Here is a 15,791-nt window from a genome sequence, read left to right on the forward strand (position 1 = left end):
GTGGCCGCTTCCCGGGTGGTGGCGATGCCGGATGCAGTGAGTGCGGGTGGGCAGGTCGCGTCCTTACGGGACGTCGGGCGCGGGAGCGGGCGCAGGGGCAGGGGTCTGGCTGGTGTCGGGGGTGACGTCCGGCGCGGACGTCGAACCCGGGGTCGCGGACGGCGACAGCGGGCCCGGGGCGAGCAGGGCGACCACCACCACCCGGCCGCACCGGTCCGCGTCGCCGCGCGACAGACCGCAGTCGCGGGCCTGGTCGACGGCCCACCGCAGCAGGTCGTCGCGGGGGAACGGCACCGCGTCGGGGACCGCGGCCACGAGCACCGCCCGGCGCTCCTCGGTCGCTTCCCTGCCCCGGCGCCGCCGCGCGCGGCGGCGGGCGAGGGCGGAGCCGCCGCGGCGGACGGCCCCGGCGGCGACGTCGGCGAGGAACTGGGCGACGAAGGCGACGAGCACCGGCAGCAGCACGGCCGTGTCGACGCCCGCCGTGAGCACCCCGCCGCCCGCGCGGCCGGGCCGCCCCGGAGCGTACGGCTGTTCCGCGTACGCGCGACGGGCGTCGTCGAGGTGGGGCAACTCGTCCGGAGCGAGGGCCCGTACGACGTCCCGCAGCACGTCCGCGCCCGTACGGCCCGCCGTCACCGGTGCTCACCGCCCGCGGGTGCGGGGCCTGCGCTCCCCCGGGTGCGGCGCAGGCGCAGCAGCAGGAGGCCGGCGGCCACGGCCGCGCCGCCGCCGACGGCCAGCGGGAACGGGGACGTACCGGTGGCGGCGAGTTCTTCGCGACTGCCGGTGCCGGTTTGGGGTACGGGTCCGCCCCCGCCCTCGTCGATGGGTGGGTCGTCGACCGGCGCGACCGGGTCGGTCGGCGCGTCCGTGGGGACTGACGGCAGCGGGTCGGACGTGGAGGGCGCGGGCGACGGGCTCCGGGTCGGCGTCGGTGACAGTGACGGCGTGGTCGTTGGGGAGGGCGACGGCGAGGGCCCGGCCGCGGCGACGACGTACGACGCCGTGCCGTCCATCAGCGGCACCGGGTCGATGCCGGGGGCGATCTGGATCAGCCCCTGCGCCACGAACTGGAGCTTCTCGCCGACCTTGACGTCCTCGGCGAGCACGATCCGCAGCCGTACCTTCGCAGTCCCCTTCGCCGGGATCGAACCCGTGGACGGCAGCCCGCCGTCGACGGTGAGGAAGCCGGTGAGGGCGGTCTGCCCCTGGCTGAGCTGAACCGGCCGCCAGGTGCTGGCCGTGGCGTCGTACCAGGTGAGCGCCACCTTCTGCGGCGTCAGCGCGGTGGCGGGCGGCGCGAGGCGCACTCCGACGCCGACGATGAGGCTGTCGGTGACGGGGGCGTCCAGGGTGTTGTGGAACTCGACTTCGACGGTGAGCGGTTCGGCGACCGGAATGGGGCCCGAGGCCGGTGTGACCCTGGCGAAGGGGGCGACCGGGTCCGCCTGGAGCGAGGCGGAGACGGAGGCCGGGGCGGGGGCGGCTGCGTACGCGGGTGTCGTGGGCGTCGCGGCCAACAGCCCCGCGGTGGCCGCGAACACCGCCCACGGCAGGGCGCCCCGCCGTATCCGAACGAACCCGGAATTCATTGCACGAGCCATGGGAAAGCCCCCCCTTGCAGGCGTACCCCCGCACGCCCATCTGAATGCAGTGTCAGGGACTTTGGCACGGAATTCCAGCACGCGCGGGAAGTAATGTGGAATTCCCTGAACCCCTTCACGATGCATCAAAATGGGATGTTGTTACGCCTGTTCAGAGTGGGGTGCAAGCGGCCAGGCACTCGGCCGGCGATGCCGAACGCAATTCCCGTCGCATGGCCGGGGATCGGCATTGACGCACCTCGTTCGCGAGGAATTCCCTACGGCAATCCCGGACGTCGCAGAAGGGTGCACGCGTCCCGCGTCCCGCGGCCCGGCGCCCGTCGCCCGGAACGGAGAAGTCCGGAACGGAGAAGTCCGGAACGGAGAAGTCCGGACGGCGGGCCGCGGGACCGCCCTACGCCGCGAGGCGGCGGCGCCAGGCGGGTTCCGTCGTGGCGATCCAGCGCCGCAGCCGTCGCGTGATGTACGTCGCGTCCGGGCCGACGCCGTGCAGTCCGGCCGACAGCAAGGTGCGCTGCCCCTCCAACCCCATGAAGGCGAGCCCGGGGTGGATCGTCGACAGGCCGTGTCGCTGGCGCGGGAGACCCCGTCGGTCCAGGGCGCCGAGCGGGCGCAGGTACTCCAGGGCGGGGCGGTACCCGGTGGCGAGGACGACCGCGTCGACGTGTTCGCGCCGGCCGTCGGGCCAGCGCAGTTCGGTGCCGTCCGCCGCGGTGAACATCTCCCGCCGGTCCGGCTTCCCGGCCTCGACCGCCGCCTGGTAGGTGCCGTCGTTGTCGATCACGACCGCGAAGGAGGACTCGGTCAGCAGGCCGCCGACCGGGAGCCGGAAGGCGGCTTCCACCACCTTCGCGTACGCCTCCTTGCCGCTGAAGGGGGTGCGGCTGTACCGGATCGGCTTGCGGCTGGCGAGCGTGACGCGGGCGTGGGCGGAGAGTTCGTGCGCGATCTGGACGGCCGAGTTGGCCGCGCCGACGACGACCACCCGCTGCCCGGCGAAGGGCTCCGGCGAGCGGTACTCCGCGGAGTGCAGGACCTTGCCCGCGTAGCCGGCGAGGCCGGGGACGTCCGGTCGGTGGGGGTTGCCGAAGTTGCCGGTGGCGGCCACGACGACGGCCGCGTGCAGCTGCTCGCCGGATTCGGTGGTCACGACGTAGCCGTCGCGGTCGGCGACGACGGAGGCCACGCGGGTGCCGGTGCGTATCTCGCAGTCGAGCCGGGAGGCGTAGTCCCCTAAGTAGGCCACGACTTCGTCGCGGACCGGGAAGTGCGACGGCTTTCCGGGGAAGGGCATGCCGGGGAGGGAGGACAGCCGTACGGGGGTGAAGACGACGAGGCTGTCGTAGTAGTGGGGCCAGGAGCCGACGGCGTCGGCGCCGGCCTCCAGGATGACCGGTCTGAAGCCGTGGTTGCGCAGGGTGAAAGCGGTGCCGAGCCCGCACTGTCCGCCGCCGATCACTATCGCGGTGTCCATGTCTGTCGTTTCCCTTCCCTGTGCCTAGCTAGGTACGTGTGTCCCGTGACGGCCGGGCCCGCGCCCGCCGTCAGGGTGCCGCCGCACCCCCGGGGGTGGGCAGGCCGGCGGAGAGCGTCGCGACGGCCTCCGCCATCAGCGCGGCGAGCGGAGTCGTGCCGCCGAGTCGTTGCCAGTGCTCCAGACAGGCCCGGTACGCGGCCTCCGCGACGTACAGCACCAGCGCGCAGTACGGGTCGTCCTCGGCGAGTCCGACGCGGCGGCCGATGGCCCGGGCGGCGCTCGCCGACTCGTCGGCGGCCAGCAGGGCGAGCCGCACGATCAGCTCGGGGTGCTCCGCCATCACCGTGAGCCGCGCCAGCCACTCGTCCCGGTCGGCGTCCACCATCGCCATCTCGTCGCGCCACGCGTGGACGACCGCGCGCAGCGGGGAGAGTTCGGCGGGGGCGGCTTCGACGCGGGCGGCGGTGACGTCGCCGTCCCCGGTCTCCGGGTACGGCAGGAGCAGTGCGTCCTCCTTCATCGCGAAGTAGTTGAAGAAGGTCCGCGGGGAGACCCCGGCCTCGTTGCTGATGTCCTCCACGGTCACCCGATCGAGCCCGCGCTCGGTGACGAGACGCAGGGCGCAGGTCGCGAGCAGGCGGTGGGTGCTGCGGCGTTTGCGTTCGCGGAGGCCGAGAGGGGGTTGGGGCGGCGTGGTCACGCGATCGACGATAGGTCAATCGATGCAGCCCCTGCATTTTTTTATCCCCTGCACTTATTGGGGGCGGGGTGGGTGCGGGGTGCGCGTGGGGTGGCGCGAGCGCCGCTCCCCCACGGGTCCGCTGGCCGGGGCGGCTCGACGGCGGGTTGCTCGCGCGGTCCCTCGCGACCTTGGACGCCACCGCGGTAGCCCTGCGGGCGCGTTGGCCTCTGCGGCCTGGTGGGTGGCTTGTCGCGCGGTTCCTCGCGCCCCTAAAAGCCCAAGCCCTGCGGGCAAGCGCCCCTGGACACCCCCGCCGTTCCTCTGCAGGTCCGCTGGTCTCCGCGGCCCGGTGGTGGGCTGTTCGCGCAGTTCCCCGCGCCCCCAATTGCCCACGCCCTGCGGGCGTAGGGCGAACTCGTGCACGCCCCGTACTCGACAGACGGGGGCAGCGAAACAGGGGCGCGGGGAACTGCGCGACAAGCCCACCACCGGGCCGCAGGGGCCAACGCGCCTGCGGGGCTGCGGCGAGTGGGGCACCGGGGGTGCTGGGGTCCCGGGGGAACGGCGAGTGCGGGGTGCCGGGGGTGGGTCCGGGGGCGCGGGGGGCGTTCGCGGCATAGCCTGGGGGTCCCGGCGAAGGAGGCAGCATGCGGGCGACCTGGAAGGGAGCCATCTCGTTCGGGCTCGTCACGATCCCCGTTCAGCTCTTCACCGCCACCGAGGAACACGACCTGCCGCTGCGGCAGGTCCACGTCCAGGACGGCTCGCGGGTGCGCATGCGGCGCTTCTGCGAGGCGGAGGACAAGGAGATTCCGTACGCCGAGGTCGCCCGGGGGTACGAAGCGCCGGACGGCAGCATGATCACGCTCACCGACGAGGACCTGGCGGACCTGCCGCTGCCCAGCAAGAAGGTCATCGACGTGCTGGCCTTCGTCGATGCGGAGGCCATCGATCCGCTGATGCTGTCCAAGGCGTACTACGTCGGTTCGACCGACCGCTCCGCGGCGAAGCCGTACGCCCTGTTGCGGGACGCGCTCGCGCAGGCCGGTCAGATCGCCGTCACCAAGATCGCCCTGCGTTCGCGGGAGGCGCTGGCCGTACTGCGCGTAAGGGACGACACGTTGGTGCTCCAGACCTGTCTGTGGCCGGACGAGGTGCGTCCGGCGGCCGGGATCGCGCCGGAGGGGGAGGCCGCGATCCGTCCGCAGGAGCTCAAGATGGCCCGTTCCCTGATGGACACCCTCTCCGAGGACTTCGACCTCGACTCGCTGCACGACGAGTACCAGGAGGCGCTGCGGCTGGTGGTCGAGGCCAAGCTCCAGGGCGTGGAGCCGCCGCACGAGGCGGAGGCGGCGCCCAACGGCGGGAAGGTGATCGACCTGATGGCGGCGCTGGAGAGCAGCGTCCGGGCGGCGAAGGAGTCCCGGGGCGAGGAGGCCGGCGCGGAAGCCGGGGAGGAGGCGGAAGTCAGGAAGCTCCCCGCCCGCAAGCCGGCGAAGAAGGCCGCGGCCAAGAAGACCACCGGGAAGACGGCCGCGAAGACGACCGCGGCGAAGACCGCCGAGAAGAAGGCGGCACCCCGCAAGAGCACCCGCAAGACCGCCCAGACCGCACAGAAGGCCCAAAGGGCGCAGAAGGCTCAGAAGACGGCGTCCGGGAAGTCCACGAAACGGGCCTCCGCGTGACCCCCGCCACCCGTGTGGCCCCCGCCCCATGACGCCGATCACCGAGGTCGCCGGGCGACGGCTGGCTCTCAGCAACCTGGAGAAGGTCATCCACCCCGCCACGGGGACCACCAAGGGCGAGATCCTGCACTACTACGCGGTCACCGCCGACGCGATGCTGCCGCACCTGCGCGACCGGCCCGTCTCCTTCCTGCGCTACCCCGACGGGCCGGACGGTCAGCTCTTCTTCACCAAGAACCCGCCGCCCGGCACGCCGTCGTGGGTGCGCACCGCCCCGGTGCCGCACTCCGACGACCCCGACGCCCGGCAGGTCGTCGTGGACGACCTGGCCACGCTGGTGTGGGCGGCGAACCTGGTCGTGGAGTTCCACACGCCGCAGTGGACCGCGGCCGAGCCCGGCGTCGCCGACCGCATGGTCTTCGACCTCGACCCGGGCGCACCGGCGACCGTCGTGGAGTGCTGCGCCGTCGCGCTGTGGCTGCGCGAGCGCCTGGCGGCGGACGGCCTTGAGGCGTACGTCAAGACGTCCGGCGCCAAGGGGCTGCACGTGCTGGTGCCACTGGCGCCGACCCCTTCGCGCACGGTGTCCGCGTACGCGCGGAACCTGGCGCAGGAAGGCGAGGCGGAGCTTCCGGACCTGGTGCTGCACCGGATGGCGCGCGCCCTGCGGCCCGGGAAGGTCTTCGTCGACCACAGCCAGAACGCCGCGGCGAAGACCACCGCGGCGCCCTACACGCTGCGCGCCCGCGCCGAGCCGACCGTGTCGACCCCGGTGACGTGGGACGAGGTGGCGGAGCGCCGGGACCTGTCGTTCCGCTTCGAGGACCTGGGCCCGCGGCTGGAGCGCTACGGGGACCTGATGGCGCCGCTGCTCGCCCCGGACCGGGCCCGCCCGCTCCCCTCGTGAAACCTGGGACGCCCGGGACGCCCGGGACGTCGGATCGTCAGGCCCGCAGCCACGTGCGGCGGTCGCGGGCGCGGGCGTACAGCGCTTCGACGTCGACGGGCTTGTGGATCCCGCCGAGCGCGGCCAGCGCCGGGATCTCCCCGTCCCGGAGGATCCGGACGTCCGCCGGCGCGGGCGGCACCAGCTCCAGCCGCGCGGCGCCGACGACCACCAGCACGGGGCGCACCGCCGTCGCCAGCGCCAGCGCGGCGCGTTCGGCCCGGTGGCGGGCGACGTCGAGCAGCGGCACCGGCTGCGCGCGGCCCGCGCGCACGCCCTCCCCCTCGACGAGGATCCGCAGGCCCCGGGCCGGCAGCGCGTACAGGGCCAACACCCCGCCGGGGCCGACGGCCACGTGGTGCAGCTGGTCGGCGCCCGGCAGCGGCACGGAGTGCACAACGCGCCAACCGGCGATTTCCAGCCCGTCCAGCGCATCGCCCACCGACTGCTGCGCGGCCAGCCGGGCGCGGGCGCCGCGGTGCGGATCCCGGGCGAGGCGGCGGGGCGGCGGCAGCCGGTCGAGTTGGGCGTGCAGCGCCTCGCCGGGGCGGTTGGGCGCCAGGTCGTCGTCCGGATGGAGGGCGAGACGGGCCAGATCGGCCGAGGTGGGCACCGGAGGCGGACCGACGGTGACGTCACCGGCGACGTAGGGCGCGAGCACGGCCAGCACTTCGTCGCGAAGCCGCTCGTGAACCAGAAAGATCCGGCCACCCTCACCGCCCCCCGCACGGCCCTCAGTGCCCCTGCCACCGGCGCCGTCCGGGTCGTACCAGGCCACCGCACGCCCGTTCGGCAGCAGTACGCACAGCCGATCGCCTGCCGGTGTTACGCGCAGTAACGCACTCATTGCAGCACCTCAGCCCCCCTGACGCCGTCGCCGGCGCTCGCGCCCCATGGGACCAGTCCCCGCCCCTCCTGAGCAATAACCGCGCCATGTACGGGTCGATGCCGACTCGATGTCGGCGCTGTGGTGCAGACTCTCACCGAGCGCCGATTCGAACGGGGGTTGTGGAAACGCCCCGGTCGGGCGTATGCCTGTGACGCCTGTGACGGCAGAGTTCTGGGTTTTGGGGAGGAGGCAGGCGTGTTCGGGGGGATCGACGAGGTCGACTGGGCCTCATTGGAGCATGCCTACGGGCCGGCGGGGGACGTCCCGGAGTTGCTGCGCGGCCTCGCGTCGCCCGACCCCGCCGTGCGGGAGGCGGCGCTCGACGGCATGTACGCGACGGTGCACCACCAGGGCGAGGTCTTCGACTCGACGCTCGCCTGCATCCCCTTCCTCCTCGAACTGGCCGGAGACCCCGCGGTCCAGGACCGCGGCGGCGTCATCGAGTTGCTGACCAGCATCGGCGGCATCGACCTCGACGGGGACGACGCGCTGGACCTGGTGGAGGACGAGGAGTTCGAGTCCGCGGCGAACTACGCGATGGCGGCGTCGGCGGTGACCGCGGGCGCGGACGTCTTCCTCGCCCAGGTCGGTGCCGACGACCGCGGGGTGCGGCTGGCCGTGCCGCTCGCGCTCGCCTCGCTGCACGCCGAGCCCGCCCTGGTGCTGGCGCTGTTGCGGGAGCGGCTGAAGGTGGAGCAGGACCCCGAGGTGCGGCTGGCGTGCGTGGAGGCCGGGGGTCGAATAGCCCTGCGGCACGACAGGCTGAACCCCGAGGTGGTGGAGTGGCTGACCGGGCTGACCCGGGTGCCGCACGACGCCGACCCGTCGGCGTACGACCCGGACGCGTACGCCATCGCGCCGCCGTACGAGCACGAGCACGAGCCGTACAGAAACGGGAGCGGGACCGGAAACGGGAACGGGAACGGGCAGTACGAGCGCCAGAAGGCCGGTGCGCGCGGATACGACCCCGGGCTGCGGCTCTCCGCGCTCGCCCAGCTCGCCCGCTGCGCACCGCACCGGCTGCCGGACGACGTGGTGCCGGGGGTGACGGGCCTGCTGCGGGAGTTGCGCGGCGGCACGCCCGAGGCCCCGTCCGCGCCGACTCCCCCGCCGCAGCACGCACCGGCGCCGTCCGCCGCAGCACGGCTCGGCCAAAGCGGCCCGAACGGCCCGAGCGGGCAGACCAACTCGGCCGGCACGAACGGCCAGAGCAGCCCGAACGGGCAGGGCGGCGGCCAGGGCGGACAGCTCGGCCACCTCAGGGCGCGCCCGGACGCGACCACGACGGAGCGGGCCGCGCCCTGGACCGGCGCCCTGCTCCGCACCCTGCACTCCGGCCTCGGCGACCGCGTCGACGACCGCGTCGCGCTCCTCGCGGACCAGTTGTGCAGCCCTGACCAGGGCCAGCGGATCGACGCCGTACGGATGAGCAGCGGCCTGTTGCGCACCTGGCGCGGCGAGTACGCCGAGTTGGTGGCGCTCCTCGGCGAACAGCTCCCGGAGGACCGCGGGGGCCCGCGCCTCGCCGACGCCGCCATCGCCGTGCTGGGCGAGCTGTTCGCGCTGGCGGAGCCCGCCACGGACGCCCTCGCCGAGTACGTGGCCGCCAATCCGGACCGCTGGGTGCAGGAGTGGGTCGGCGGGCCGCTGATGCTCGGCGGCGCGGTCACGGCGCTGGCGCGCACCGGCGACGCGCGCGCCGTGCCGGTGCTGACGCGGATGTTGGAGCTGCCCGAGGCGCCGCAGGACCTCGGCTACGTCCTGGACCACCTGGGCGAGGCCGCGGCTCCGCTGGCGCCCGTGCTGCGCGAGCGGCTGGGCGCGGTGGCGCTCGACGACCGGCTGTACGACCTGGCCGGTCCGCTGCTGTACGGACTCACCGCGCTACGGGCCGCGGAGGCGATGCCCGAGGTGCTGCGGGTGCTGCGGGGCGTGCCGGAGTACCGCCGGGAGTGGGTGGTGGAGCTGGTCCTGCGCGCGCTCACCGCGTTCGGGCCCGCGGCCGGCGAGGCCGTGCCGGACCTTCGGGAGTTGCTGCGGCCGGCGCGGCCTCTTCGGGGGGACGCCCGGTCGGGTGCGGCGCCGGAGGCCGGCGGCGCGCTCTCCCCCGCCTTCCGGGCGAAGGCGGCGGCGGCCCTGTGGGCGGTGGAGGGCTCCGACAGCGCGGACGTGGTGCTTCCGGTGCTGCTCGGTGCGCTGTCGGAGGCGGACACCGGCGGCCGGCGCTCGGCGGCGACCGCGCTGGGCACGATGGGCCCGGCCGCGGCGGTGGCCGAGCCGGCGCTGACGGAGCTGTTGGCGGCGGCCGACCCGTGGACCCGGGTGGACGCGGCGGTCGCCCTGTGGCGCGTCACGGGCTCCCCGCGCCGGGCGTGGCCGGTGCTGCGGGCGGCGTGGCACACCCTGCCGTTCACCCGCGTCCCGACCGCGCAGCGGCTGGCCGCGGGCGGCGGTATCACCGCGGTGATGGCGGTCGACGGCGCGGAGGCCCTGCTGCGCAGCGAACTGGCCGGGGTCAGGCGGCACAACGCCATCGACGGCGGCTACGGCAGTCATGACATCGTGAGGGACGAGAAGCTGCTGGCCCTCTGCCGGCGGGCACTGATCAGGGAGAGGCGCTCACTGTGATCATCTTCGGCACCAAGGGGTACCTGTACCAGCTCGCGATACTCACGCTGGTGTGCGGGCGGTGCGGCAACCCCGCCGCGCACACGCTGCGCAAGCGGGTCACCAAGTTCACGTTGTTCTTCGTGCCGCTGTTCCCGGTCTCTTCGAAGTACGGGACGCAGTGCACGTTCTGCGGTGCGGAGTCGCAGATCAACCAGCAGCAGGCCGAGCAGTTGCAGGCCCAGGCCGCGGCGGGCGGCCAGGGCGCTCCCGGTGTGCAGGGCGGACAGGGCGGTGCGGCGTACGGCCAGCCGCAGTCCGCCCCGTACCAGCAGGGCAACCCCTTCCAGCAGGGGAACGCCCAGGGCACCCCGGGCACCCAGGGCCCCCAGGGGAATCCCTACCAGCGCTAGGAAGTGTCTTCGTCGGGTCTCGGCCGTCGGACACCCACGCCGGCTGGTTTTCGCCATCTCATAAGGTTTATGGGACGAAGAACGCCCCGCTCGGCTAGGAGATCCTTGCGCCCCCGTCCCCGACGCCCGCTGTCCGCGGCGCTGACCAGCGCGGCCACGGGCTGCGTGCTGCTGTCGGGGTGCGGCGACGCGGGCGAGTTGCGCAGCGCGGGGCCGACGCCCACGGCCACCGGGCCCGTACGGCTGTGGCCGGATCTGCCGCCCGTCACCGCTCCCCCGTATGACTACGGCGAGACGGACACGGCCCCCGTCCCCGGCGTGCGGGTGCCCGCCGGCGGGGTGCGGGCGCTCGACCCGGTGGCCGTGGTCCGTGCGGAGGCGCTCGCGTACCCGGAGGCGTACGCCCTCCCCGACGGCGCGGGCGACTCCCTCGCGAAGAAGCTCGCGGGCTGCGCGGGACGCGGCCCGGGGCAGGCGCAGCCGTCGAAGCCGAGTGCCTGCCCGGTGCTCCGGGCGTACCACCGCGATCTGACGGGCGACGGCCGGGAAGAACTGATCGTCGCGGTGCGGATGGGGCGGCAGATCACCGAGGTCCGCTGCTACATGCCCGCGCGGGGCTCCGACCCCGCCGAGCTCACCCGGATCATGTCCACCGCGGACCAGCTGGTCGACGTGCAGTTGGCCGGCCGGGACATCATCCTCCGGTCCGTCTCGGCCGGCATGCCCGGGAGCGAGTACCGGACCTCGTGGTCGTGGGACGAGCAGCACCGGGCGATGCTGCCGACGCGCGACGAGATCGTCCCGGTGAAGCCGGGCAAGGCGGACGGAACGGGCAAGGCGTCGCGGGGAGCTTCGGCGTCGCCCGGCGGCGCGGAGGACGCCTCGTGATCGGGCGCGTCCGTGCCGCCCTGCGCCCCCGTCTGCCGCGCTGGACCGCGACGCTGACCTGGAAGGCCGCGGTCTTCATCACCGTCATGTGCTGCACGCTCGCCGCGCTGCTGGGCGTGCTGGTGCACGTGGGGGTGACCCGGCAGACCGTCGACGCGTCGCGCGAGAAGGCGCTGAACCGGCTGGCCGACGTCACCGCGGCGTACGAGGCGGGGCATCCGCTGCCGAAGTTCGGCGCGGTGGATCCGCCGGGGCTGCCGCAGTCCCTGCGCGACCTGGCGCTGCGCGGCGAGCGCGGCACGATGGTGAGCCTCTTCAACGGGCGCCCCACGATGTGGGCGGCGGGCCCGGCGGACGGCCGGGCGATCGCCGCGCGCTCCGACCACTCCCAGAGCGCGAAGACGATCAGCGCGCTGGACCGGGCGATCCTCGGCTCCGCGGGGCTGGCGATCGGCGCGACGCTGCTCGCCGGGGCGTTCGCGGTCACCCGGGTCACCCGGCGGCTCCATCTGACCGCGCAGGTGGCGCGGCGCATCAGCGCCGGCGACCTGGACGCGCGGGTCGACGACCCGCGCACCAAGGACCCCTCCCGCCGCCAGGACGAGGTGGCCACGGTGTCCGGGGCGCTGGACACCATGGCGTCCTCCCTCCAACGCAAGCTGCTGAGCGAGCAGCGCTTCACGGCGGACGTCGCGCACGAGTTGCGCACGCCGCTGACCGGGCTGACCGCGGCGGCGGAGCTCCTGCCGGAGGGGCGGCCGGCGGAGCTGGTGCGCGACCGTGTCCGGGCGATGCGCTCGCTCACCGAGGACCTGCTGGAGATCTCCCGTCTGGACGCCGGCAGCGAGACAGTCGACCTGGCGCTGCTGGAGCTGTCCCACCTGGCGGAGCGGGTCGCCCGGGCGTCCGGTACGGACACGCAGGTAAGGGTGGTGCGGGACGCGACCGTGGAGACGGACCGGCGCCGGCTGGAACGCGTGCTGGGCAACTTGGTGGCGAACGCGCACCGCCACGGGGCGGCGCCGGTGGTCCTGACCGTGGACGGCCCGGTCGTCACGGTCCACGACCACGGTCCGGGCTACCCCGACTTCCTGTTGTCGCAGGGCCCGACGAGGTTCCGCACGGAGAGCGAGGCGAAGGGCCACGGTCTGGGCCTGACGATCGCGGCGGGTCAGGCGGGTGTGTTGGGCGCGATCCTGACGTTCGAGAACCCGACGACGGGCGGAGCGCTGGCCCGCGTCGCCCTCCCGCTGCGCGTGTAGCCCACGCCGCGGGTGCGCTGCGGGGTGCGGTGCGGGGTGCGCGCCCCGGGCCCCGGCGCCCTTGGCCTACCCGCCGCGCTTCTGCGGGAGCATTGGCCTGTGCGGCCCGGTGGTGGGCTGTTCGCGCAGTATCCCCGCGCCCCTAAAAAACCTCCACCTGCAGCCCGCAGACAAAGGCTGGGGGCAGCGAAACAGGGGCGCGGGGAACTGCGCGAACAACCACATGCGGCCCGCAGGGGCCAGCGCACCCCGCAGGGAAACGGCGAGGAGGCTTGGGGCGCTGGGCCCCCGCCTCCCTGGGCGTAGGGGGCGGAACTGCGCGACAAGCCCACCACCGGGCCGCACAGACCAACGCACCGTCAGGAGAACGGCGCGGGTGTCCTGAGGCGCATCCCACCCCGCATCCCGCACCGCATCCCGCACCGCATCCCGCACCGCACCCGCAGGCACGCAGGCGCGCACCCCCACATACCCGGCATAGCCGGCAAACGCTTGCTACGTTGCGTCGCATGAGCGCAACCACGCACACTCCCGCACCCGCGCCCCCGGCGCGCCCCGTGGAGCGTTCGGCGCGGGGGGTCGAGTTGGGGCTGCTCGTGGGGGCCGTGCTCGTGCCCACGTACGGGTACGCCGCCGTCGGGCTCGCGCACGACCGCGCCGTGCCGCCCGACGTGCTCGGCTACGGCGCCGGCCTCGGCGCCCTCGCCCTCTTCGCGCACCTCGCGGTCCGGCTGCGCGCCCCCCGCGCCGACCCGCTCTTCCTCCCCATCGCCGTGCTCCTCAACGGCCTCGGTCTGGTGCTGATCTACCGGCTCGACCTGGAGACCCCGGACAGCGTCGCCGCCCCCGCGCAGTTGGTGTGGTCGACCCTCGGCGTCGGGCTGTTCGTCATCGCGGTGACGCTGCTGCCGGACCACCGGGTCCTCCAGCGGTACGCGTACCTCTCCGTCACCGCCGCGCTCGCGCTCATGGTGGTGCCGATCTTCTTCCCGTCGGTGAACGGCGCCCGCATCTGGATCCGGCTCGGCGAGCTGTCCTTCCAGCCGGGCGAGTTCGCGAAGATCCTGCTCGCGGTGTTCTTCGCCGCTTACCTCGCCGCCAACCGCCACACCCTCGCGCTCGCCGACCGCCGCCGGCTGCCCCCTGGCCGGGTGCTCGCCCCGGTCGTCACCGTGTGGCTGGTCAGCGTGGGGGTGCTGGTCCTGGAACGGGACCTGGGGACCTCGCTCCTCTTCTTCGGACTCTTCGTGGTGATGCTGTACGTCGCGACGGGCCGCACCGGCTGGATCGCCGTCGGGCTGGCGCTCGCCGCCGCGGGCGCGTTCGCCGTCGGGGCGCTGGAGCCGCACGTGCACGGCCGGGTCGACGACTGGCTGCACCCGTTCGCGTCCATCGAGGCCGGGCAGGGCCCGAACCAGGTGGCGCAGTCGCTGTTCGCGTTCGGCGCGGGCGGGATGCTCGGCACCGGGCTCGGCCTCGGGCACTCCGCGCTCATCGGGTTCGCCGCCAAGTCGGACTTCGTCCTGGCGACCGCCGGCGAGGAGTTGGGCCTCGTCGGGCTGACCGGGATCCTGCTGCTGTACGCGCTGCTGGTGGCGCGCGGCCTGCGCGCCGGGCTGAACCTGCGCGACCCCTTCGGGCAGTTGCTCGCCGTCGGCCTGGCCGCGATCGTCGCGCTCCAGGTCTTCGTGATCACCGGCGGGGTGACCGGGCTGATCCCGCTGACCGGCATGGCGATGCCGTTCCTCGCCCAGGGCGGCTCGTCCGTGGTGACCAACTGGATCATCGTGGCGCTGCTGATCCGGATGAGTGACCTCGCCCGCACCCCCGGACCGGAGGGCTTCCGGTGATCCGCACCATCCGCCGTGCGTCCGGGCTCTGTCTGGTGCTCCTCGCGGCGCTGCTCGTCAATGCGGCCCGGGTGCAGGTCGTGCAGTCGGGGCGGTTGGACGACAACCCGGCGAACCGGCGCGGCGCGATCGCCCGCTACGCGGAGCCGCGCGGGAACATCCTGGTGGAGGGGGCGCCGGTGACGGGCTCCCGGGACACCCGTCAGCAACTGCGCTTCGAGCGCACCTACGTCGACGGCCCGGTGTACGCGCCGGTCACCGGGTTCGCCTCGCAGACGTACGGCACCTCGCTCGTCGAGCACGCCGAGGACGCGGCGCTGTCCGGCGCCGATCCACTGTTGGCGACGTTCCCGCTGTGGAACGACCTCAGCCGCGACCGCCTCGCCGGCGGCGACGTGGTGACCACCGTCAAGCGGTCGGTGCAGGAGGCGGCGTTTCGGGGGCTGGCCGGGCGGCGCGGGGCGGTCGCCGCGGTCGAGCCCGCGTCGGGCCGGATCCTGGCGCTGGTGAGCAGCCCGTCGTACGACCCCGGCGTGCTGTCGGGGACCGGCCGGGAGGCGAAGCGGGCGTGGACGGAGCTGAACGCGGCGCCGACCCAGCCGATGCTGAACCGGGCGATCCGGCAGACGTACCCGCCGGGCTCCGCGTTCAAGATCGTGACCGCGGCGGCGGCGCTGGACGCGGGCGTGGTGCGGGACGTGGACGCGCCGACGGACACCCCGGAACCGTACGTGCTGCCGGGGACGCGCACCCGGCTGCCGGACGCGGCCGAGGGCTGCGGCGGTGCGTCGCTGGCGTACGCGATCCAGTGGTCCTGCAACTCGGTGCTGGCGAACGTCGGGGCGAAGGTGGGGCTGCCGGGGATGGTGGAGGCGGTGGCCGCGTTCGGGTTCAACGACCGGGGGCTCGCGATCCCGTCGACGGTGGCGCCGTCCAACTTCGACGTGCGGATGTCGGTGGACCAGTTGGCGCTGTCGTCGATCGGGCAGTTCAACACGACGGCGACGCCGCTGCAGATGGCGCTGGTCGCAGCGGCGGTCGCCAACGGCGGCACGCTCAAGGAGCCGTACCTCGTCGACCGGGTGGTGACCCGCGGGGGGCGCACGCTCTCGCAGCACCACCAGCGCCCGTACCGACAGGCGATGTACCCCTCGACGGCGCGCCAGCTCCAGCGGCTGATGGTGCGCGTGGTGGAGGACGGCACGGGCGCGAACGCCGCGATCCGGGGCGCCCGGGTGGGCGGCAAGACGGGCACGGCCCAGCACGGCCTGGGCAACTCCGGCACCCCGTACGCCTGGTTCATCTCCTGGGCGCAGGCGGACGACGCGGTCCAGCCGGCGGTGGCGGTCGCCGTGGTCGTCGAGGGAACGGAGGGCGCGGAGCCCGGGGACGCGGCGGAGACGGTCCGTAGGGAAGTCAGCGGCAACGGCGACGCGGCGCCGATCGCCCGGGCCGTGATGGAGGCGGCGATGGCCGGCTGAGCCG

The 15,791-nt window shown here is 74.2% G+C and carries 13 protein-coding genes; 8 read left to right on the top strand and 5 right to left on the bottom strand.

The window, feature by feature from the left end; genetic code table 11:
- Positions 1 to 63 precede the first annotated feature (63 nt).
- The 4 genes from ABZ842_RS00515 to ABZ842_RS00530 all read right to left on the bottom strand — a co-directional run bounded on the left by ABZ842_RS00515 (position 64) and on the right by ABZ842_RS00530 (position 3,784).
- The gene (locus ABZ842_RS00515; protein ID WP_361529193.1) at positions 64 to 639 is read right to left on the bottom strand and encodes a hypothetical protein; all 576 of its coding nucleotides are present in this window, start codon (positions 637 to 639) and stop codon (positions 64 to 66) included.
- On the bottom strand, positions 636 to 1,607 hold the full coding sequence (locus ABZ842_RS00520) for a hypothetical protein (RefSeq protein WP_361529196.1): 972 nt from the start codon (positions 1,605 to 1,607) through the stop codon (positions 636 to 638). The genes ABZ842_RS00515 and ABZ842_RS00520 overlap by 4 nt, the downstream gene beginning before the upstream one ends.
- Before the next feature lie 394 nt (positions 1,608 to 2,001).
- Positions 2,002 to 3,081 (bottom strand): NAD(P)/FAD-dependent oxidoreductase, encoded by a 1,080-nt coding sequence (locus ABZ842_RS00525; protein ID WP_361529199.1) that lies wholly within the window; start codon positions 3,079 to 3,081, stop codon positions 2,002 to 2,004.
- Positions 3,082 to 3,151: 70 nt separating this feature from the next.
- Positions 3,152 to 3,784, bottom strand: coding sequence for a TetR family transcriptional regulator (locus tag ABZ842_RS00530; protein ID WP_361529202.1), 633 nt, complete (start codon positions 3,782 to 3,784; stop codon positions 3,152 to 3,154).
- A 629-nt stretch (positions 3,785 to 4,413) separates the two neighbouring features.
- Between ABZ842_RS00530 and ABZ842_RS00535 the strand changes: the two genes are divergently transcribed.
- Both ABZ842_RS00535 and ligD read left to right on the top strand, forming a co-directional pair.
- Positions 4,414 to 5,451: a Ku protein gene (locus ABZ842_RS00535; protein ID WP_361529205.1), complete on the top strand. Its 1,038-nt coding sequence runs from the start codon at positions 4,414 to 4,416 to the stop codon at positions 5,449 to 5,451.
- Positions 5,452 to 5,479: 28 nt separating this feature from the next.
- Positions 5,480 to 6,358: a non-homologous end-joining DNA ligase gene (gene ligD, locus ABZ842_RS00540; RefSeq protein WP_361529208.1), complete on the top strand. Its 879-nt coding sequence runs from the start codon at positions 5,480 to 5,482 to the stop codon at positions 6,356 to 6,358.
- A gap of 37 nt (positions 6,359 to 6,395) precedes the next feature.
- On the opposite strand, the gene ABZ842_RS00545 is transcribed toward ligD, so the two are convergent.
- Positions 6,396 to 7,244 carry an NERD domain-containing protein gene (locus tag ABZ842_RS00545; RefSeq protein ID WP_361529211.1) on the bottom strand — a complete coding sequence of 283 codons (849 nt, stop codon included), beginning with the start codon at positions 7,242 to 7,244 and terminating at the stop codon, positions 6,396 to 6,398.
- 237 nt (positions 7,245 to 7,481) lie between these two features.
- Between ABZ842_RS00545 and ABZ842_RS00550 the strand changes: the two genes are divergently transcribed.
- The 6 genes from ABZ842_RS00550 (at position 7,482) to ABZ842_RS00575 (ending at position 15,787) form a co-directional block, all read left to right on the top strand.
- The gene (locus ABZ842_RS00550; protein WP_361529214.1) at positions 7,482 to 9,914 is read left to right on the top strand and encodes a PBS lyase; all 2,433 of its coding nucleotides are present in this window, start codon (positions 7,482 to 7,484) and stop codon (positions 9,912 to 9,914) included.
- On the top strand, positions 9,911 to 10,306 hold the full coding sequence (locus ABZ842_RS00555) for a zinc-ribbon domain-containing protein (protein WP_361529217.1): 396 nt from the start codon (positions 9,911 to 9,913) through the stop codon (positions 10,304 to 10,306). Before ABZ842_RS00550 ends, ABZ842_RS00555 begins: the two co-directional genes overlap by 4 nt.
- Before the next feature lie 105 nt (positions 10,307 to 10,411).
- The gene (locus tag ABZ842_RS00560) at positions 10,412 to 11,194 is read left to right on the top strand and encodes a hypothetical protein (protein ID WP_361529220.1); all 783 of its coding nucleotides are present in this window, start codon (positions 10,412 to 10,414) and stop codon (positions 11,192 to 11,194) included.
- A gap of 20 nt (positions 11,195 to 11,214) precedes the next feature.
- A complete protein-coding gene (locus ABZ842_RS00565) occupies positions 11,215 to 12,456 on the top strand; it encodes a HAMP domain-containing sensor histidine kinase (RefSeq protein WP_361529948.1) in 1,242 nt (413 codons plus the stop codon).
- A 509-nt stretch (positions 12,457 to 12,965) separates the two neighbouring features.
- Complete coding sequence (locus ABZ842_RS00570) at positions 12,966 to 14,306, top strand: FtsW/RodA/SpoVE family cell cycle protein (protein ID WP_361529223.1); 1,341 nt, start codon at positions 12,966 to 12,968, stop codon at positions 14,304 to 14,306.
- A complete protein-coding gene (locus ABZ842_RS00575) occupies positions 14,303 to 15,787 on the top strand; it encodes a penicillin-binding transpeptidase domain-containing protein (protein WP_361529226.1) in 1,485 nt (494 codons plus the stop codon). Before ABZ842_RS00570 ends, ABZ842_RS00575 begins: the two co-directional genes overlap by 4 nt.
- Positions 15,788 to 15,791: the final 4 nt, after the last annotated feature.

Source organism: Streptomyces sp. NPDC047315, from assembly GCF_040643215.1.
In the GTDB taxonomy this organism is placed as follows: domain Bacteria; phylum Actinomycetota; class Actinomycetes; order Streptomycetales; family Streptomycetaceae; genus Streptomyces.

Excerpts from the sequence above, each read along its gene's own strand:
- ABZ842_RS00520 (WP_361529196.1), bottom strand. The coding sequence starts at position 1,607 with ATGGCTCGTGCAATGAATTCCGGGTTCGTTCGGATACGGCGGGGCGCC.
- ABZ842_RS00525 (WP_361529199.1), bottom strand. The coding sequence starts at position 3,081 with ATGGACACCGCGATAGTGATCGGCGGCGGACAGTGCGGGCTCGGCACC.
- ABZ842_RS00535 (WP_361529205.1), top strand. The coding sequence starts at position 4,414 with ATGCGGGCGACCTGGAAGGGAGCCATCTCGTTCGGGCTCGTCACGATC.
- ligD (WP_361529208.1), top strand. The coding sequence starts at position 5,480 with ATGACGCCGATCACCGAGGTCGCCGGGCGACGGCTGGCTCTCAGCAAC.
- ABZ842_RS00545 (WP_361529211.1), bottom strand. The coding sequence starts at position 7,244 with ATGAGTGCGTTACTGCGCGTAACACCGGCAGGCGATCGGCTGTGCGTA.
- ABZ842_RS00570 (WP_361529223.1), top strand. The coding sequence starts at position 12,966 with ATGAGCGCAACCACGCACACTCCCGCACCCGCGCCCCCGGCGCGCCCC.